17 protein-coding genes are annotated in these 19,747 nt (G+C 65.8%); 1 reads left to right on the forward strand and 16 read right to left on the reverse strand.

The annotated features are described in order from the left end of the window. Positions 1-73: 73 nt before the first annotated feature. The 10 genes from ACXAD2_RS22405 to chvE all read right to left on the reverse strand — a co-directional run bounded on the left by ACXAD2_RS22405 (position 74) and on the right by chvE (position 12,401). A complete protein-coding gene (locus ACXAD2_RS22405; protein WP_475175208.1) occupies positions 74-820 on the reverse strand; it encodes a helix-turn-helix transcriptional regulator in 747 nt (248 codons plus the stop codon). Between the two features lie 86 nt (positions 821-906). Then, positions 907-2,712, reverse strand: coding sequence for a TRAP transporter permease (locus tag ACXAD2_RS22410; RefSeq protein ID WP_475175212.1), 1,806 nt, complete (start codon positions 2,710-2,712; stop codon positions 907-909). A 73-nt stretch (positions 2,713-2,785) separates the two neighbouring features. Continuing rightward, positions 2,786-3,742: a TAXI family TRAP transporter solute-binding subunit gene (locus tag ACXAD2_RS22415; protein WP_475175215.1), complete on the reverse strand. Its 957-nt coding sequence runs from the start codon at positions 3,740-3,742 to the stop codon at positions 2,786-2,788. 86 nt (positions 3,743-3,828) lie between these two features. Next, positions 3,829-4,878: an aldose epimerase family protein gene (locus ACXAD2_RS22420; protein ID WP_475175221.1), complete on the reverse strand. Its 1,050-nt coding sequence runs from the start codon at positions 4,876-4,878 to the stop codon at positions 3,829-3,831. Further along, a complete protein-coding gene (locus tag ACXAD2_RS22425; protein WP_475175226.1) occupies positions 4,865-5,800 on the reverse strand; it encodes a Gfo/Idh/MocA family protein in 936 nt (311 codons plus the stop codon). The genes ACXAD2_RS22420 and ACXAD2_RS22425 overlap by 14 nt, the downstream gene beginning before the upstream one ends. Then, positions 5,800-6,675, reverse strand: coding sequence for an SMP-30/gluconolactonase/LRE family protein (locus ACXAD2_RS22430; protein ID WP_475175228.1), 876 nt, complete (start codon positions 6,673-6,675; stop codon positions 5,800-5,802). The genes ACXAD2_RS22425 and ACXAD2_RS22430 overlap by 1 nt, the downstream gene beginning before the upstream one ends. Next, entirely contained in the window at positions 6,675-8,426 is a 1,752-nt protein-coding gene (gene araD / locus ACXAD2_RS22435; protein WP_475175230.1) for an L-arabinonate dehydratase, read from the reverse strand. The genes ACXAD2_RS22430 and araD overlap by 1 nt, the downstream gene beginning before the upstream one ends. A gap of 42 nt (positions 8,427-8,468) precedes the next feature. Continuing rightward, on the reverse strand, positions 8,469-9,707 hold the full coding sequence (gene mmsB / locus ACXAD2_RS22440) for a multiple monosaccharide ABC transporter permease (RefSeq protein ID WP_475175233.1): 1,239 nt from the start codon (positions 9,705-9,707) through the stop codon (positions 8,469-8,471). 12 nt (positions 9,708-9,719) lie between these two features. Then, on the reverse strand, positions 9,720-11,237 hold the full coding sequence (gene mmsA / locus ACXAD2_RS22445) for a multiple monosaccharide ABC transporter ATP-binding protein (protein WP_475175235.1): 1,518 nt from the start codon (positions 11,235-11,237) through the stop codon (positions 9,720-9,722). A gap of 99 nt (positions 11,238-11,336) precedes the next feature. Continuing rightward, on the reverse strand, positions 11,337-12,401 hold the full coding sequence (gene chvE, locus ACXAD2_RS22450) for a multiple monosaccharide ABC transporter substrate-binding protein (protein ID WP_224907131.1): 1,065 nt from the start codon (positions 12,399-12,401) through the stop codon (positions 11,337-11,339). A 154-nt stretch (positions 12,402-12,555) separates the two neighbouring features. On the opposite strand from chvE, the gene ACXAD2_RS22455 reads away from it, so the two are divergent. Further along, on the forward strand, positions 12,556-13,485 hold the full coding sequence (locus tag ACXAD2_RS22455; protein WP_475175239.1) for a LysR family transcriptional regulator: 930 nt from the start codon (positions 12,556-12,558) through the stop codon (positions 13,483-13,485). 6 nt (positions 13,486-13,491) lie between these two features. On the opposite strand, the gene ACXAD2_RS22460 is transcribed toward ACXAD2_RS22455, so the two are convergent. From ACXAD2_RS22460 to ACXAD2_RS22485, 6 genes are all read right to left on the reverse strand, one after another. Beyond that, a complete protein-coding gene (locus ACXAD2_RS22460; RefSeq protein ID WP_066108293.1) occupies positions 13,492-14,220 on the reverse strand; it encodes a FadR/GntR family transcriptional regulator in 729 nt (242 codons plus the stop codon). Continuing rightward, positions 14,217-15,209, reverse strand: a complete 993-nt coding sequence (yjfF, locus tag ACXAD2_RS22465; RefSeq protein ID WP_475175241.1) for a galactofuranose ABC transporter, permease protein YjfF — start codon at positions 15,207-15,209, stop codon at positions 14,217-14,219. The genes ACXAD2_RS22460 and yjfF overlap by 4 nt, the downstream gene beginning before the upstream one ends. Continuing rightward, positions 15,206-16,252 (reverse strand): ABC transporter permease, encoded by a 1,047-nt coding sequence (locus ACXAD2_RS22470; protein WP_475175244.1) that lies wholly within the window; start codon positions 16,250-16,252, stop codon positions 15,206-15,208. The genes yjfF and ACXAD2_RS22470 overlap by 4 nt, the downstream gene beginning before the upstream one ends. Continuing rightward, positions 16,249-17,751, reverse strand: a complete 1,503-nt coding sequence (locus ACXAD2_RS22475) for a sugar ABC transporter ATP-binding protein (RefSeq protein ID WP_224907133.1) — start codon at positions 17,749-17,751, stop codon at positions 16,249-16,251. The genes ACXAD2_RS22470 and ACXAD2_RS22475 overlap by 4 nt, the downstream gene beginning before the upstream one ends. Positions 17,752-17,855: 104 nt before the next feature. Further along, entirely contained in the window at positions 17,856-18,809 is a 954-nt protein-coding gene (ytfQ, locus tag ACXAD2_RS22480; protein WP_475175251.1) for a galactofuranose ABC transporter, galactofuranose-binding protein YtfQ, read from the reverse strand. 182 nt (positions 18,810-18,991) lie between these two features. Next, positions 18,992-19,690 carry a DnaA N-terminal domain-containing protein gene (locus ACXAD2_RS22485; RefSeq protein ID WP_475175253.1) on the reverse strand — a complete coding sequence of 233 codons (699 nt, stop codon included), beginning with the start codon at positions 19,688-19,690 and terminating at the stop codon, positions 18,992-18,994. Between the last annotated feature and the right edge of the window lie 57 nt (positions 19,691-19,747).

A 19,747-nucleotide genomic window follows, 5' to 3' on the forward strand; every position in this document is an offset into this window, starting at 1 on the left:
GGTCTTCTCGAAATCCAGAGTTGAACTGTGATCAGTGCTCAAGGACAGGGCAAAATCCCGTCAAATTCGCGACTTAGAGCACGAGGCCACCGCGCACCAACATCAGCGACATCGCCTGTTCCGGGCAGGGCGTGCCGAGCCGCCGACACGCGCGCTCCAGAAGCCGTTGCACCTGCGAGACCGGCCTCGCGAGGTGATCGGCAATCTGCTCGGGGTGCAGGCCTTGCCCCAGATAGCTCAGCACGTCGCGTTCGGCGCTGCTGAGCCGCGACCAAGGCGCGCCAAACGCCCGGTCGCCAAAATCGTTCAGCCCCGGCGTCCGCATCGCCGCAGACAGCATCGCCGAAACCGCGCGGAACGCCTGCGCCGTGCCGCTTCCGAACAGCTCGGACGGGTGGCGCTCGCAGGCCAGCGCAAAGGTGTGCTCGGCAGCGCCTTCGACCCATGTGTGATTGACGTAGTGACGATAGCCATGCGCCAGCGCCAGTTCGTGCAGATCCCGCGCCCTCGGGTCGGTCTGCAGCGGCAGCCGCGCCGCGATATCCATGTAACGCGGCACATGGCCCGCGATGGCGGCGCTCTGGATCGGATCGACCTCGTAAAGCCGCTCCGCGGTGAACGGCTCGAGAAACCGCTCTTCCATCGAGGTGCGCACCCATGCCACGCCGCGGCTGTCGCGCATCACGGCACCGCAGGTCATGGCGCGGGCCCCGATCTTGTTGCCGATGGCAACGGCGACGTCCCACGTCTCGCGGGGGCTGTGGGCCTCGGCGAGGCGTGCAGCGGTTTCCATCACCAGATCGGCGTAGCGTGTCGTCACCTAGGCCCCATGCATCGACAGGTCTTTGCCAGACCATCAGTGCACGGCGCCCCGGCAAAATCCAGCAGGTAACGTTCTCTTAACCTTCAACCAGAAGCAGAGAGCGCCACGCCTGCGAACACCACGATCAACCCAAAGATGATCGCCGCCAGCCGCATCACCAGCGGGGCCCGCCCGATCAGCCCGTAGGAGATCAGCGCCAGCCCCAGCCCGACGCGGACAAAGGCGAACAGCGCCCGGCCCGGTGCCTCGGCCAGTTCCAGCAGGCCGGGGTTGGCCACCATACCCAGCGGAATGATGTAGAGCCCCACTCCCAGCGCCATGGCGCTGCCCGCGACCTTCACCCAGTTTTCGCCGATCATGCCCGCCGCGATGAAAACCGCGCCGCAGACCGGCGGGGTGATGGTCGACAGCAGCGCGAACCAGAAGACGAAAAGATGCGCCTGCAGCGGCTCGAGCCCCAGCTGCGTAAGCGCCGGTCCGGCGACCGACACGCAGATCACATAGGCAGCGGTGGTCGGCACCTCCATGCCCAGAACAAGGCAGGCGAGCGCGGTGAGGATCAGCGAGGGCCAGAGCATCCCGCCCGAGCCCGAGAGGATCAGCGAGGTGATCTTTACCCCAAGGCCGGTGACCGCCAGCACGCCAATGACGATCGACGCGCACAGGATGATCGAGGCGATCATCGCCACTTGTTTGGCCGAATTGACCAGCGCCGAGGCCACCCGCTCGCCGGTCTGGCGCGCATCGAAGCTCAGCGAGCCGTTGGTCAGCAGCAGCAGCGCCCCCGCGAGGATCGCAAGGCAGGCGGCGTATTGCGGCGTGTAACCCAGCCCGAACATGCCGATCATCAGCACGGTGAAGGGGACGAGGAAGAACAGCGATGTGATGATCACGTCGCGCTTCGCCGGTCGGTCCGCTTCGGCGATGCCCTTGAGGTCATAGCGCGTGGCATAGGCGTTGATGCCCACCCAGACCGCCCAGAAATACAGGATCGCCGGCAGGATCGCCGCGCCCATGATCTGCGTGTAGGGCGTGCCGGTGAGCTCGACCATGACGAAGGCGCCCGCACCCATCAGCGGCGGCATGATCTGCCCACCCGAGGAGGCCACGGCCTCGACCCCGGCGGCGAGCTTCTTGGGGTAGCCCAGTTTCGTCATCGCGGGCAGGGTGATCGCGCCGGTCGAGGCGACGTTGGCGCTGGCCGAGCCCGAGATCGAGCCAAACAGCGCCGAGGACAGCACCGAGACCTTGGCCGCGCCGCCCTTCAGCCGCCCAGCGGCGGCGGCGGCGACATTCATGAAGCCCTGCCCCGCCTCACCGGCGTTGAGCACCGCGCCGAAGATCACAAAGATCGACACCACGCCCACCGATGTCGCGGTCAGCGAGCCCCAGAGGCCGCCCTCGGCGATGGTCATCGTGCCCAGAAAGCTCTGGATCGGTGTGCCCGCGTGGCCGAACTCGCCGGGGATGTGCTGCCCGAAAAGCGCATAGGCCAGCGCGATCACCGCCACCAGTGGCAGCGGCCAGCCGATGGCGCGGCGCGCGGCCTCGATCACGCAGAGCAGCAGCACCGCCGCCACGCCGATCTGGAAGTCGCTTTCCAGAAAGCCGTATTGATCGCCCAGCATCTCGTGGTTCAGCGCGATCCAGCCAGCGGCGCCGAAGCCCAGCACCGTCAGCACCGCGCCCGAGATCAGTTGCCAGCGCCCGGTGGCGCCAAAGATGAAGACCCACGGCAGGATCACCGCCATGTGGAGCGGACGGCTGACGAGGTTGGGCACCAGACCCGAGAAGATGAGCCCGAGGTGATAGACCACGACCAGCGCCGCCAGTCCGATCCACACCGCCCGCTTCCATGCCGCCTGCGGCATCTGCGTCTCAAGCCCCATCGTCTGCCTCTTTCTCAAATGAGGTCGGGCCGGACAATGTTGCCCGGCCCGCCTGAACTGGTTTTACGCGGAGTTACTTCTGCGCGTCCGGCAGCGCAATGCCCGCTTCTTCGTAGTAGCGCACGGCGCCCGGATGCATCTCGCCTTCGACGTTCTTTAGCAGCGCCGGATCGACACCCGTCCACCAGGGCGACTCCGCGCCCATGCGCGCCTTTTCTTCCCAGAAGGTCTTGGTCAGCTGATAGGCGGTCTCATCGTCCATCTTGGTGGTCGTATAGGCGATCACCGGCAGCGAGGTGGTGGTGATGTCGGCGTCCTGCCCGGCGTAGGTGCCGGCGGGGATCACCAGCTTGGCACGGCCGGTCTCGGCGACCTGTTCGTCGCTCAGCGACAGCACGGTCACATCGGTCGAGGCGGCGGCCTCAACGACGTTGGGCGCGGGGAAGCTTCCTGCGGTGACAAAGCCGTCGATCTGGCCATTCTTCAGCGCCGGGACGGCGTTCGACAGTTCCACGTCGGCGATCTCGACCTTGCCGTCGAGGCCGAAGAGACCGAGGTACTTCTCGCCCTCACGGGCACCGAAGCTGCCCTTGCCGAGCAGAAGGGTCTTGCCCTCCAGCGCGGCGAAATCGGTCGCGCCGCTATCTTTCGACATGACGAAATGCATGGTCAGCGAGGGCAGCGGAAAGAGCGCGCGGATCTCGCCGAAGGCAGGGTTGCCCTTGCCCTCGAACGCACCGGTGCCATTGCGGGCGCCGCTGACCAAAGCGGGCGGCGAGGTGAAGACGTAATCGCCGCCACGGGCGCGCACTTCCATCACGTTCTGCTGGCTGCCTTGGCTTTCCTCGACGGTGACGATCACGCCGCCATCGGTGCCTGCCTTCATCGCCTCGGCGATCTGCACGGCCATCTGGTAATAGGACGAGCCTGACTTGGCCGCCTTCAGCGTGACCCGGGTTTCGGCCTGCGCCGGCAGGGCTGCCAGCGTGGCGAGGCTGGCCGCAAGCGCGGCCTTTGCGAGAAATTTCATCGTGAGGCTCCTCCTGGACTTCGCGCGCGACCTAAACACCTGTGATCACGCGCGGTCAAGCAGATGGCCGCAAGCGGGCCTGCGCCTCAGCGTGTCCCGAAGCAGAAACTCATCTCGGCGCGGCGCAGCTCGCCGGGCCGCAGCACCGGGCTTTGCGCGCCCCAGCTTTCGGGCATGTTGATCGCATCGGGCCAGATCTGCGGCTCGAGGCAGATGGCATCATGTTTGCGCGCGGCATAGCCGCCTTTGCCCGGCACCGTCCCGTCGAGGAAATTGCCGGTGTAGACCTGCAGGCCGGGAAGGTTGGTGCTCATCCACATGACCCGCCCGCTCACCGCGTCCGACAGTTCCACCTCGCCCGCGTCCAGACACAGGCAATGATCATAGCCGTCGAGCGCCCCCGAGCGCACCGCAGTCAGCGGCTGCCGGCCCTCGCGGAAATCGAAAGGGCTGGCGCCCACCGGCACCACGCCCGTGGGGATCTTGGCCTCATCGACCGTCAGATAGCGCGACGCGGGCACCTTCAGCCGATATTCCAGCGCCGAGTTCGGACGCCCCGCCAGCGCCGAGATCCCGGCCAGCGCAAAGAAACTGTGGTTGGTCATCGACACCAGCGTCGGCGCGTCGGTCTCGGCCTCATAGGTGATCGTCAGACAAGGCTGGCCGCCGTCGTTCGTGCGCAGGGCATAGCAGGCGCGGGCCAGAAGCTGCCCCGGAAAGCCCTGATCACCCGCTGCGCTGACCATCTCCAGCGTGACCGCGCCATCGCCAAGCTCGGAAACCTGCCAGTTGCGCCGGTCGAACCCGTCGGGACCGCCGTGCAGCGTGGTTTGGCCTTCGTTCCGCGCCAGATGGTAGGTCTTGCCGTCGAGATCGAAGCGCCCCCCGGCGATGCGGTTGGCCACGCGCCCCACGGTGGCGCCATAGAAGGTGCGGTGCTCGACGTAGCCCGCCAGATCGTCGAAGCCGAGCACGATGTCATCGAGTCGCCCGTCGCGGTCGGGCACATGCAGCGCCTGCAGCGCCGCACCATAGGTGATCACCTCGGCGCGCACGTCTCCGGCGCGCAGGGTGATGCGCTCGATCGGCGCCCCACCCGGCGTCGCGCCGAAAACATGTCGCTCAGGGATCATCATGGAAGGCCTCGACACGGCTCTGCGCGCCCAGCAGGAAAGCGTCGGCCACCAGTTGCAGCGGCGCGAGATCGACGTCGGATTCGCCCGCCGCGATCAGCTCGGCGAAGCGGGCATAGAGGCGGCGGTACTCGCGGTCCTCGGCGGCGATGCGCGCCTCTCCTCCGAAAAACAGCTTTGCCCCGCCCTCGCGCAGCAGCACCTCGGGGCCATCGGTTTCCACCCGGATATCCCATGTCTGCGGGCCGGTCTGGCGCCAGTCGAACTCGGCCACCACCTGCGCGCCCGAGGCGGTCAGCATGTCGAGCTTGGCGGCAATGGGCGCCTGCTTGTTCTGCGGCACTTCCAGATGCGCCGAGACCGGATGCACCGGCTCGGGCAGGATGCGGGTGAGGATCGACAGCGCGTTGATCCCCGGATCGAAGACGCCAAGCCCGCCCGGCTGCCAGATCCATTCCTGACCCGGATGCCAGTGCCGCACGTCTTCCTTCCAGATGATCTCGGCCCGCTTGATCTTGGCCCCGGCCAGCAGCGCGCGCGCGTCCTCGACCGCCGCCGCCTCGCGCGAGTGCCACGTGGCAAACAGCGTCACGCCCCTGTCGCGCGCAAGCCGCGCCAGCCCTTCGACCTCGGAAACGCTCGCCCCCGGCGGCTTTTCCAGCATCACATGCTTGCCCGCGCGGATCGCCGCCACCGCCTGCTCGAAGCGGCCCTGCGGCGGCGTGCAAAGCGAGATCGCCTGCAGGCCGGGCTCTTTGGCCAGCATTTCGTCGATGTCGTGATAGGAGGGCAGCGTGTCATGCCCGGCGTGGCGGCTGGCGATGGCGGCCAGCTGCAGCGCCGGCACATCCTCGAGCGAGGGCAGATGCTGGTTGCGCGCGATGGTGCCAAGGCCGACGAGGCCAAGCTGGATCGGATCGCTCATCAGGCGTCTCCCCTGTCGAGTATAAAGGCGGGCTCTGCCCGGCCCTGCCCCGCGCCAAGCTGGGCAAAGAGCTTGCCCGACAGCGGCGCCTCGGCCAGCGCGTCCGGGCCAAGGCCCTGCGTCGCCGTGGTGCAGTAAAGCGTGGTGAAATCCGGCCCGCCAAAGGCCGGGCAAGTGCTGTGCGGCGCGGGCATCTCGTGGCGCGCGCCAAGCACGCCCTCGGGCGAAACCTCGATCACCGCCCCAGCCCCCCAGAGCGCGACCCAGAGCGTGCCCGAGGCATCGGTGAGCGCGCCATCGGGGCTCAGCCCGTGTTCGGCGAAATCGACAAAAAGCTCTGGCTCCGCCGCGGGCCAGCCCGCCGCGTCCAGCGCCACGCGGTAGAGATGCGCCTTGGCGGTGTCGGCGAAATAGCCGCAGCCGCGATCTTGGTCGAAGCAGATGGCGTTGGGAATGCTGATGCGGTCCGCGATGGTGCGCAGCGCCCCCTCGGCATAGCGGTAGATCGCGCCGGCCTTGTGTTCGGCCTGCTTGCCCATGGTGCCGATCCAGAACCCGCCCCAAGGGTCCGCGCGCCCGTCGTTCGAGCGGGTCGAGGCACAGTCCTTTTCCAGATCGACGAGATGCCCGAAGACACCGGTGGTCACGTCATATTCCCAAAGCCCGGTCTCCGAGGCGATGAGCATACGGTCCCGGTCGATCCATGCCGCGGCAGAGCACATTTCGGTCAGCGGCACGTCCCGCGTGTGCCCCGAGGCGGGATGATGCGACAGCAGGCGTTTGCCGGTGATGTCGAACCAGAAGATCTCGCCGCGAAGGGGGTGCCACAGCGCCCCCTCGCCCAATTTGCAGGTCCGGTCGTCAAACAGATCCATCAGTGGCTGTCCTTGCCCACATCATTGCCGCGGCACCCCTTGAGGAAGTCGAGGTCCGCGCCGGTGTCGGCGCCTTCGACGTGGCTCTGGTGCAGCCATGCGTAGCCGCTGCCGGGCAGATCATGCGTCGGCGACCATGCGGCAAGGCGCGCGGCCAGTTCCTCATCGGGAATGTCGAGGTGCAGACGGCGGCTTTCCACATCAAGCTCGATCATGTCGCCATCCTTGACCACCGCCAGCGGCCCACCCGCCGCAGCCTCGGGCGAGGTGTGCAGGATCACCGTGCCATAGGCGGTGCCCGACATGCGCGCGTCCGAGATGCGGATCATGTCGGTGATGCCCTTCTTCAGCACCTTGGGCGGCAGGCCCATGTTGCCGACCTCGGCCATGCCCGGATAGCCCTTGGGCCCGCAGTTCTTCAGCACCATGATGCAGGTCTCGTCGATGTCGAGCGCCTCGTCATTGATCTTGGCCTTGTAGTCGTCGATGTCCTCGAAGACGACGGCGCGGCCCTTGTGCTTGAGCAGATGCGCCGAGGCCGCCGAGGGTTTCAGCACCGCGCCCTTGGGCGCGAGGTTGCCGCGCAGCACGGCGATGCCGCCCTGCTGGGTCAGCGCCTTCTCAAGCGGCAGGATGACGTCCTCGTTGTGGTTCACCACGTCTTTGACCTCATCCCAGATGCTGGCGCCCGAGACCGTCAGCGCGTCCTTGTGCAGCTGGTCGCTCTCGCCGAGGCGTTTGAGCACCACCGGCAGGCCACCCGCGTAGAAGAACTCTTCCATCAGGTATTTGCCCGAGGGCATCAGGTTGACGATGGTCGCCACGTCGCGCCCGCAGCGGTCCCAGTCGTCGAGCGTCAGGTCGATGCCCACCCGGCCCGCCAGCGCCAGCATGTGGATCACCGCATTGGTCGAGCCGCCGATGGCGCCATTGGTGCGGATGGCGTTCTCGAAAGCCTCTTTGGTCAGGATGTCCGACGGCTTCAGGTCGTCCTTCACCATCTGCACGATGCGGCGACCCGAAAGCTGCGCCATCACACGGCGGCGACTGTCCACCGCCGGGATCGCCGCATTGCCGGAGAGCGCCATGCCAAGCGCCTCGGCCATCGAGGCCATCGACGACGCCGTGCCCATCGTGTTGCAGGTGCCCGAGGAGCGGGACATGGACTGCTCCGCCTCGAGGAACTCCTCTTGCGTCATCTCGCCGGCCTTCACCATCTCGGAGAACTTCCACAGATGCGTGCCCGACCCCACGCGCTCGCCCTGGAAATAGCCGTTGAGCATGGGCCCCCCGGTCACGACGATCGACGGCACGTCACAAGAAGCCGCCGCCATCATCAACGAGGGCGTGGTCTTGTCGCAGCCGACCATCAGCACCGCGCCGTCAATCGGCTGGCCGCGGATGGTCTCCTCGATGGCCAGCGCCGCGAGGTTGCGGAACATCATCGCCGTGGGACGGAAGGTGTTTTCCGAGGCCGAGAATACCGGCACCTCGACCGGGAAGCCGCCAGCCTCCCAAACGCCCGCCTTCACCTTTTCCGCCAGCTCGCGCAGGTGGCCGTTGCAGGGGGTGAGATCGGACCAGGTGTTGAGGATGCCGATGATCGGACGCCCGTCGAACAGGTCGTGCGGGTAGCCTTGGTTCTTCAGCCAGCCACGGTGGTAGATCGTGTCGCGCGAGTTGCCCGAATACCAATGGGTCGAGCGCAGCTTGCGCGGCCAGGGGGCGGGGGTGAAATCCTTGACGGACATGGGTGCCTCCAGAGCGGCTTTATCGGGGGCTGAGCGCGCGGCTCAGCCCTGTTTCGATTTGTTGTAGACGTCGAAGATCACGGCAGCGAGCAGCACCAGCCCCTTGATCATCTGCTGGTAGTCGATGCCGATGCCCATGATCGACATGCCGTTGTTCATCACGCCCATGATGAAGGCGCCGACCACCGCGCCGACGATTTTGCCCGAGCCGCCCGCCATCGACGCGCCGCCGATGAACACCGCCGCGATCACGTCCAGCTCCATGCCGAAGCCGGCCTTGGGGGTCGCGGTGTTAAGACGCGCGGCGAAAACCAGACCCGCCAGCGCCGCCAGCACGCCCATGTTGACGAAGGCGAGGAAGGTCAGACGCTCGGTCTTGATGCCCGAGAGCTTGGCCGCCTTGCGGTTGCCACCCAGCGCATAGATGCGGCGACCGATCACCGTTTTCTGGGTGATGAAGGCGTAGATGATGATCAGCACGCCCATGGTGACCAGCACGTTGGGCATGCCGCGGAAGGTGGCGATTTTGTAGGTCAGGAACAGCAGCGCGCCGCAGACGATGGCATTGCGGATCCAGAAGAAGTTGGCGGGCTCGCCCTCGATGCCATAGGCCTTGTCACGGGCGCGCTCGCGCAGCCCCAGCCAGACGATGGTGACGGCGGCGATGACGCCCACGGCCATGGCCAGCAGGTTGAAGTTGCGCGACCCGGCGATCTCGGCCAGCCCGGAAGTCATTGCAGCCGGGAAGAGATCGGGCACGAAGCCGGTCGACAGCATCTGGAAGCCCGGCGGGAACGGCCCCACCGACTGCCCCTGCAGCAGCCACAGCGAGGCGCCGCGGAACACCAGCATCCCCGCAAGCGTCACGATGAACGAGGGGATCGACCAATAAGCCACCCAATAGCCCTGCGCCGCGCCGATCAGGCCGCCGACGATCAGACAGGCGAGGATGGTCAAGGGCACGGGCCAATCCCATTGCACGATCATCACCGCCGCCAACGCGCCGATGAAGCCCAGCACCGAGCCGACCGAGAGGTCGATGTTGCCCGAGACGATGACGATGAGCATCCCCAGCGCCATGATGATGATATAGCTGTTCTGCAGGAACAGGTTGGTGATGTTCACCGGGCGCATCAGCGTGCCGCCGGTCACCGCCTGAAAGAACACCATGATGGCGATCAGCGCGAAGAGCAGCCCGTATTCACGCATGTGGTTGCGCAGGTAGTGCTTGAGCCCTTGGCTTTCAGGCTGGCCTGCGGTTTCTGCCGTTTGAGTGGACATGTCCCCTCCCCCTCACTCGCTGACGATGAGCGACATGATGCGCTCTTGGCTGGCTTCCTCGGCGGAGAGTTCCCCGACAAAAGCGCCTTCGTTCATGACATAGATGCGGTCGCACATGCCCAAGAGCTCGGGCATCTCCGACGAGATCATCACCACGGCTTTGCCCTCGGCGGACAGCTCGTTGATGATCGAATAGATTTCGTATTTCGCGCCGACGTCGATGCCGCGCGTGGGCTCGTCGAGGATCAGCACTTCGGGCTCGGTGAACAGCCATTTGGCCAGCACCACCTTCTGCTGGTTGCCGCCCGACAGGTTGCCGACCTGCTGCATCACCGTGGGCGTGCGCGTGGCCAGCGCCTTGCGGTAGCGCTCGGCGACCTCGGTCTCCTCAGCCTCGTTCAGCACGCCCTTGTCCGAAACGCCGCCAAGGTTCGACAGCGTGGTGTTAAAGCGAATGCTCTCGTCGAGGATGAGCCCCAGAGACTTGCGGTCCTCGGTGACATAGGCGAGGCCGTTGCTAATGGCGCGGTCCACTTTCGACACGTCGATCGGCTTGCCGTGCAGCGACACCTCGCCCGAGATGTTCCGCCCCCAGCTTTGACCAAAGATCGACATGGCCAGCTCGGTCCGGCCCGAGCCCATGACGCCCGCGATGCCGACGACCTCACCCGCGCGGACGTTGAAACTGATGTTCTTGATGACCTGCCGCTCGGCGTGCTCGGGGTGCCAGACGTTCCAGTCCTTCACCGCCATCACCACCTCGCCGGCGCGGCGGGTGCGGTCGGGATAGCGCTGCGACATGTCGCGGCCCACCATGTCCCGCACGATCTGATCTTCCGAGAGGCCCTGCGAGGCATCAAGCTCGGACACTGCCATGCCGTCGCGGATCACGGTGACCGTGTCGGCGACATAGCGCACCTCGTTGAGCTTGTGCGAGATGATGATGCAGGTCACGCCCTGCGCCTTCAGCTCGAGCATCAGGTCGAGCAGCTTGCGGCTGTCGTTCTCCTGCAGCGCCGCCGTCGGCTCATCGAGGATCAGCAGCTTCACGTCTTTCGAAAGCGCCTTGGCGATCTCGACAAGCTGCTGTTTGCCCACGCCGATGCTGTCGACCAGCGTGCCCGGCGCGTCGCGCAGGCCCACTTTGGCCAGCAGTTCCTCGGTGCGACGGAAGGTCTCCTGCCACTGGATCACGCCGCCTTTCTGTCGCTCGTTGCCAAGAAAAATGTTCTCGGCAATCGACAGCTGCGGCACCAGCGCCAGTTCCTGGTGGATGATGACGATGCCCTTGTCTTCGCTGTCGCGCAGCGTTTTGAACTCGGCGAGCCCGCCATCGTAATGGATTTCCCCGTCGTAGCTGCCCACGGGATAGACCCCGGAGAGCACCTTCATCAGGGTCGATTTCCCGGCGCCATTCTCGCCGCAGATCGCGTGGATCTCGCCTTCGCGGACCTGAAGGTTCACCTGGTCGAGCGCTTTCACACCAGGGAATTCCTTGGTGATGTCGCGCATCTCGAGCAGAAGAGTCATGACCCGTACCTGCCTTGTATGAAGTGAAGGTCGGGGGAGGCCAAAGGGCCTCCCCCTGATGTCATGCCCCCGGAAACAAGAAGGGGCATGGCGGGAGGATCACTTGATCTGATCTTCGGTGTAGTAACCCGAGCCGATCAGAACCTCTTCCCAGTTCGAGGCGTCCACCGGGACGGGCTCGAGCAGGTAGGACGGGACGACCTTCACGCCGTTGTCGTAGGTCTCGGTGTCGTTGATCTCGGGCTCGGAGCCTTCCATCACGGCGTTGACCATGCCGACGGTGACGCGGGCCAGTTCACGGGTGTCCTTGAAGATGGTCGAATATTGCTCGCCTGCGAGGATCGATTTCACCGACTGCACTTCGGCGTCCTGACCGGTGACGATCGGCATCTTCAGATCGCCCGAGCCATAACCGACGCCCTTGAGCGACGAGAGAATGCCGATGGACAGACCGTCATAGGGTGCGAGCACGCCGTGCACGTCCTTGTCGGTGTAGTTGGCCGACAGGATGTTATCCATGCGCGCCTGCGCCACCGCGCCGTCCCAGCGCAGCGTGCCGACCTTGTCCATGCCCATCTGGCCGGACTGGACGACGATGTCACCGCTGTCGATCAGCGGCTGCAGCACCGACATGGCACCATTGTAGAAGAAGTAGGCGTTGTTGTCGTCCGGCGAGCCGCCGAAGAGCTCGACGTTCCACGGCTTGCTGTCGGGGAAGCGCTCTTCGAGACCTTCCACCAGCGAGGTCGCCTGCTGCACGCCCACTTTGAAGTTGTCGAAGGTGGCGTAATAGTCGACGTCGCCGCTGTCGCGGATCAGGCGGTCATAGGCCACGATGCGCACGCCCGAGGCGGCAGCGTTGGCCAGAGCGTTCGACAGGGTGGTGCCATCGATGGCGGCGATCACCAGCACGTCGACACCCTTGGTCACCATGTTCTCGATCTGCGCGAGCTGGTTGGGGATGTCGTCTTCTGCGTATTGCAGATCGGTCTCGTAGCCGGCTTCCTCCAGCTGCTTGACCATGTTGTTGCCGTCGTCGATCCAGCGCGCCGAGCTTTTGGTCGGCATGGCGATGCCAACGGTGCCCTTGTCCTGGGCGAATGCCGCGCTGGAAAGCGCAACAAGGCTCACCGCGAGCGCACCCGCGAGTTTCTTGAAAGTCATCGGTATCCTCCCGTTAAGGGGGCGTCTCCCGCACCCCACTTGTCCCCGCGGACTCCTTATGGACTCCCTTGGCGACGTCAAAAGTCCTACTTAATGGCGACATACCGAACAAATACCATTATTGGTAATCTGCATATCGGTATAGGTATGTGATATGTCCGAGCTTCTGAAGAACCTGCGCCCCGCCCAAATCCGCCTGATCGCCGCCATTGCGGAACACGGGCAGTTGCAAGTGGCGGCGAATGTGTGCCGGATGACCCAGCCCGGTGCCTCACGGATGCTTGCTGATCTGGAAAAAGCGGTGGGTGCGCAGCTGTTCAGCCGCACGCCGAAGGGGATGGAGCCCACGCCCACCGGCGCGCTGCTCGCGCGGCACGCCCGGCGCATCGAGCATGACCTGCGCCGCATGGCCGAGGATTTCGACGATTTGCACTCGGGCCTTGGCGGCACGGTGCGGGTCGGCGCAGTCACCGGCCCGGCGCTTGGCCAGCTGGTGCCACAGGTGCAGCGGCTGAAGGCCGAGTCGCGCTCGGTGGACATCTCGATCGAAGTCGCCCCTTCAGTGGCACTGGTGCAGGCGCTGGAGCGCGGCGAGCTGGATTTCGCCCTCGCCCGCCTGCCACCGCAGGTGAACGAGCGCGAGTTCCTGATCGAGCCCGCGCGTGACGAAATCGTCCAGCTGCTCGTGCGCGAGGGGCACCCGATGCTGGCGCAGGGACCGGTGGCCATCGCCGATCTGCATGGCACGCGCTGGATCCTGCAGCAGCGCGGCGCGCCGATCCGCGCCGCCATCGAGACCGCCTTTCACGACGAGGGGCTGACCGCGCCGCCCGATGTGATCACCACCTCCTCGCTGCTGGCGATCATCGCGCTGCTAAAGGATTCAGACGCCGTCGCGCCCATGTCGCAAGAGGTGATCGACCTGATGCTGGAGCCGCCTGTCTCGGCCGATCTGCGGCGGCTGCGGCTGAACCGGCTGATCACTGTCGAGCCCTATCTGATCATTCAGGCGCGCGGACGCCATCTGTCGACCGCCGCAGAGCGGCTGCTGACCATGGTGCAGGAAAGCATCCGGGCGTTCTGAGCCGGATCAGCCCGCCCGTTTCACCCCGCCCGCGGGCGCGTCCGTCACGACTTTTTCCATCGCCCGCCTTGCTGCATCCGGCGCCCCGGCGCGGATCGCGTCGACGATGGCGCAATGCTTGTCGACGCTGCGCGCCAGATCTCCGGGATCGCGCGCCTCCTCGGCCTCGGCGATCAGCTGCGCATAAAGCGCCGCCTGCACGAGGTCTCCGAGCGATTGCAAAAAGCGGTTGCCCGAAAGCTGCAGGATCAGCTTGTGAAACTCCAGATCGGCCATGGCAAAGGCACTGCGGCTCTCGGCCTGCGCCAGCGCCTCGCAGCTTGCGGCAAGGCGCTTGTGCTCTTCCGGCCCGGCCCGCTCGGCCACCAGCGCCGCCGCAGAGGGTTCGATGATCAGGCGGATCTCGCTGAGATCATGCACGAAGCGCCCCGGCGTCTTCTGCTCGGAATGCCAGCGCAGCACGTCGGGATCGAACATATTCCACTCGGACGACGGCTGCACCCGCGTGCCGACCTTCGCCTTCGAGGCCAGCATCCCCTTGGCGATCAGCGTCTTCTTCGCCTCACGGATCACCGTGCGCGACACGCCGAACATCTCTTCAAGGTCCGGGTCGAGCGGGATCATCGCGCGTTCGGGATATTCCCCGGCGACAATGGCCAGCCCAAGCTGGTCGACAACATGGGTGGTATGGCTTTGGGCGCGGTCAGAAAAACCGCCGCCCGCCGTCAAAGTCATGATCGCGCGTCTGATGCGGTCAGATGCCTTATGCGCGCCGTCGTTGCCCAACCCAAACCCTTCTGCAGCATGATGAAGGCGAACAGCAGGCCCCCGATCACGATCTTCGTCCACCAGCTCGAAAGCGTGCCGTCAAAGACGATATACGTCTGTATCAGCCCCATGATCAGAATGCCAAAGAAAGTGCCAGCGACAAATCCGCTGCCCCCGGTCAGAAGCGTGCCGCCGATGACCACAGCGGCGATGGCATCAAGCTCCACCCCCACCGTCGCCAGCGAGTAGCCCGCCGAGGTGTAGAGCGTGTAGACGATCCCCGCGAGCCCGGCCAAACCGCCCGAGACGGCATAGATGCCGATGGTCGTGCGCGCCCGCGGCACGCCCATCAGTTGCGCCGTCTGCGCCGAGCCGCCGATGGCATAGACGTTCTGCCCAAAGCGCGTCCGGTGCAGCACGATCATCGCCGACACATAGGTCAGCAGCATCAGCGCCCCGGTGAGCCGGAACCGCCCGCCGCCCGGCGCCTTCCAATAGAGCGACTGCAGCCAATCATAGAACTCGTGCGTGATCGGCACGGACTCGGTCGACAGCACATAGGCCAGCCCGCGCATCAGGAACATGCCCGCCAGCGTGACGATGAAGGGCGGCATCTCGAGGTAGTGGATGATCCCGCCCATGGCCGCGCCAAAGCCGGTGGTGATCAGCAGCACCAGCGCGAAGGCCACCAGCGGGTGAATGGAGGTGTCGCGCAGGATCACCGCAAGGAAGACCCCGGTAAAGGCGATCACCGAGCCGACCGAGAGGTCGATGCCACCCGACAGGATCACGAAGGTCATGCCGACCGCGGTGATCCCAAGGAAGGCGTTGTCGGTCAGCAGGTTGGCCACCACCCGCGTCGAGGCCATCGCCGGGTATTGCGCAGCGCAGAGGACGAAGGCCAGCACGAAGGTTGCCAGCGTGATGTAAAGCGGAAGCTTGGTGGACTGGCTCACGGCTGGCCCTCCTCTGGCTGGGTCCGCCGCGCCGGCTTGGGCCGCTCGCGCAGGACCGGCCCGGTCGAGGCGCGCAGCAGGTAGAGGCTGTGGCGCACGCGCGGGCTCTGGATGACGAGGATGGCGATGATGATCAGCGCCTTGATGACGAGGTTGAACTCCACCGGCATGCCCGACAGCAGGATCAGCGAATTGACCCCCTGGATGATCAGCGCCCCCAGCAGCGACGCGGTGATCGAGAACCGCCCTCCAAGCAGCGAATTGCCTCCGATGACCACGGCGAGGATCGCGTCCAGCTCCATCCACAGCCCGGCGTTATTGGCATCCGCGCCCTTGATGTCGGCGGCGACGATGACGCCCGCCAGCGCCGCGCAGAGCCCCGAGACCAGATAGACCGCGATCAGCAGCACCCGCGCGTTGATCCCTGCAAGGCGCGAGGAGGTCTGGTTGATCCCCACCGCCTCGATCAGCAGGCCAAGCGCAGAGCGGCGGATCACAAGGCCCACGGCACAGGCCACGGCGATCCACAGCCAGATCGGCGTCGGCACGGCGGCGATGGTGCCCGCGCCGAGCCGGATCAGGCCGGGATCGTTGAACGTGAGGATCGCGCCCTCGGTCAGCAGCTGCGCGATGCCGCGCCCGGCGACCATCAGCACCAGCGTCGCGACGATGGGCTGGATGCGGAAAATCGCCACCAGCACGCCGTTCCACAGCCCGCAGGCCGCGCCCGCCGCCAGCGCCATGAGCACGGCCACCGTCCAATGCGCGCCGCCGACCACGGCCGAGGCGCCGACCGCGCCGGCGATGGCCATCACCGCGCCAACCGACAGGTCGATGCCGCGCGTGGCGATGACAAGCGTCATGCCGGTGGCCAGAAGTGCGGTGGGTGCGCCGCGGTTGAGCACGTCGATCAGGTTGCCGAAGAGCCGCCCGTGCTGGAACTCGACGTGGAAAAACCCGCGAAAGACCAGAAAGTTGGCCCCCAGCACCAGCGCCAGAATGATGATCTGCGGCATCACCCGCCTCAGCGTGGATGTCATCATGCCGCGTCCTCCGCCGCGATGGCCTCGACGATGGCCTTGGTGGAAATCTCGGCGCCCGAAAGCTCGCCCACCTGCCGCCGGTCCCGCAGCACAACGATGCGCGAGGAATAGGCCACCAGTTCCTCCATCTCCGAAGAGGCGACGATCAGCGCCATGCCCTTTTCGCGCAGCTGCTCGATAAGCGCGATGATCTCGGCGTGCGCGCCGACGTCGATGCCGCGCGTCGGCTCGTCGAGGATCAGCAGTTCCGGCTCGGTCGCCAGCCAGCGCGCCAGCAGCGCCTTTTGCTGGTTGCCGCCCGACAGCAGGCGGATCGGCATGTCCAGCGAGGCGAGGCGGATATCCAGCGCCTTCACGTAGTGCTGGGCGATCTCCTCGGCCTTGGCGCGGGGAATAGGGCGGTGCCAGCCCTGACGCGCCTGCAACGACAGGATGATGTTCTCGCGCACCGACAGATCGCCGACGATGCCGTCGGTCTTGCGATCCTCGGGGCAGAGCGCAAAGCGGTTGCGGATCGCCTCGCGCGGGTTGGTGATGCGCAGCCCCCTGCCCCGCAGTTCGGCCGTGCCCTGATCCGCCGCGACCACGCCAAAGACCACATTGGCGGTCTCGCTGCGGCCCGAGCCAAGCAGCCCGGCAAGGCCAACCACCTCACCCTCGCGGATGTCCATATCAAACGGCTCGATGCTGCCGCGCTTGCCGAAGCCCTTGAGCGACAGCAGCACTTCACCCGGCTCGGACTGCGCACGGTGATGCGTCGCCGCCTCGAGCTGGCGGCCGAGCATCAGGGTGACGATCTCGGTCTGGCTGACATCGGCAAGCCGCCGCGTGCCCACCACCCGGCCATTGCGCAGGATGGTGGCGCGGTCCGAGATGGCAAAAACCTGATCGAGGAAATGGGTGATGAAGACGATGGCCAGCCCCCTGCCCTTCAGCCGCTCGATCACCGAGAACAGCAGCTGCACCTCGTCATGGTCGAGGCTGGCGGTGGGCTCATCGAGGATCAGAACCTTGCCCGACAGCTCGACGGCGCGGGCGATGGCGACGATCTGCTGGATGGCGATGGAATAGCTGTCCAAAAGGCGGCTCGGGTCGATGTCGAGTCCATAGTCGCGCAGCACCTCGCGCGCCTCGGCCCGCATCCTGCGGTGATCGACCATGCCCCAGCGCATCGGCTGGCGGCCCAGAAAGAGGTTTTCGGCCACCGTCAGGTTCGGCAGCAGGTTCACCTCCTGATAGACCGTGCCGATGCCGAGGCTCTGACTGTCCAGCGGATCGCGCGGATCGATCTCGGCGCCCGCAAGCGCGATCGTGCCGCCGTCGCGGGTGTAGGCTCCCGTCAGGCATTTGATCAGCGTGGATTTTCCCGCGCCATTCTCGCCGAGGAGCGCATGCACCTCGCCCGGATAGAGCGCCAGTTCGACGTCATCGAGCGCGATGGCGCCCGGAAAGAATTTGCTGATGCCGCGCGCGTGCAGCACCGGTTCTGGCGTGACCATCCCGTGTCCTCCCCCCTGAAACAGGGCCCCTTTGCAGGGCAATGCGCCCCCCGGCCCCCGCCGGAAGGCGCCCTTGGCAGGGGCATCACCCCCGCCGCGCAGCGTCAGTATCCGAGATCCTTCTTGCTCTCGTAAATGGCCGCGTTGTCGTCATCGCTGGTGTAGAGCTTGGACTCGGTCTGGATCCACTTCGGCGGCATGGTGCCGTCCTTCCAGTACGCCTCCAGCACGTCAAAGGCCGGGCCCGCCATATTCGGCGTCAGCTCCACCGTGGCATTGGCCTCGCCTGCCTTCATCGCCAGATGGATGTCGGGCACCGAGTTGATGGAGACGATCTTGATGTCCTCGCCCGGCTTCAGACCCGCCTCTTTGATCGCCTGGATCGCGCCGACGGCCATGTCGTCGTTATGCGCATAGAGCGCGCAGATGTTCTCGCCGCCCTCGGACTTGAGGAAGCTCTCCATCACCACCTTGCCCTGCGCCCGGGTGAAATCGCCGGTCTGGCTGCGAGTGATGCTGACATTGTCGGCCGCCGCGATGGCCTCTTCAAAGCCCTTCTTGCGCGAGATGGCGGGCGACGAGCCGGTGGTGCCCTGAAGCTCGACCACCGGGCAGTCGGCATCGCCCACGGCCTCGACCAGCCAGTTGCCCGCCACCATGCCCTCATGCACCTGATCCGAGGTGACGGCGGTCATATAGAGGTCTTCGGGCGCGTCGATGTTGCGGTCGAGCAGGATCACCGGGATCTCGGCGTCTTTCGCCTCTTCCAGCACCTCTTCCCAGCCGGTGGCGACGACCGGAGCGAGCAGGATCGCATCGACCCCCTGCGCCACGAAGCTGCGGAGCGCCTTTATCTGGTTTTCCTGCTTCTGCTGCGCGTCGGCGAACTTCAGCGTGATCCCGCGCTCCTCGGCCTGTTGCTTGGTCACCGTGGTCTCGGCGGCGCGCCAGCCGGACTCCGATCCGATTTGGCTGAAGCCCACGGTCTCGCCTTCGGCAAAAGCGACGGCAGGCACAAGGATAGCGGCGCTTGCGAGCAAGCTTTTCAATATATTCATGATTTCCTCCCTTGGACCTCTCCTCAGGTCCTGAGGTTATTAAGTATTACTTTATTACTATTGTAAAGCGCCCTGTTGCGGCGCTCTTGGTGCGGGCTTCCAGCCTCGGAACCATCGGGGGCGCTGCCCCCGCCGCCGCTGGCGCGGCGACTCCCCCGGGATATTTCCGTCTAGACGAAGGCTCAGGAGCCGATCTCGATCCGGCGCAGGCCGGGAAATTCCTGTTGGGCCATTCCGTGCAGCGGGCGCATGTGGTGCGTCAGCACGTATTGCGCGGCGAAGGCCGACGGGGCCTTGAGCATCAGCAGGCCGTTGTCGAAGCTTTCGAGCGCAAGCCCCGAGAACCAGCTACGATAGAGGCCCGGATCGCTTTGCGCCAGCCGCGCCAGCGTGCGCGGCCACGGCGTCTCGGCCGGCGGCACGGGCTCGGCACCGCGGGCCGCGGCGAAATCCACGCGGACGACCTTTTCGGCGGGCGGCGCGTCTTGCGGTTGCTGCACCTCCATCCGGGCCGAGAAATCGGGGCCAACCTTGTCCCAATGCGGCTCGCTCAGCCGGTAAATCTCTGCGTAGTTCAGCCGGTAGGCCGCCACCCTGCCCCGAACGCCGGGGCGCAGCTGCAGCAGGATCTCAAGCTTGGTCAGACGTTTGACCTCTCGCTTCACGGTTCGCTCGTCCACCGACCAGAGCCGGGCCATTTCGCGCTGCCCCACGGTCAGCTCGTCGTTGCGCCAGTTGTAGCGCGCCGTGACGAGCGCCACGAGCCGCAGCATCGAGGTCTGGAATCCGGGCGATCCGTTCAGCCCGGCCACCGCTATGGCGGTCAATAGGTCATATTTCTGAGACCCTGCCTGAGGTCCCGTAAATCGTTTGAAGTCCATGCTCGTCTGCTCTGCCGCCTGATTGGGTTCGGCTTCATTGGCCGATTCCCCGTTGGC

The organism is Salipiger sp. ABN3_019 (assembly GCF_056158605.1).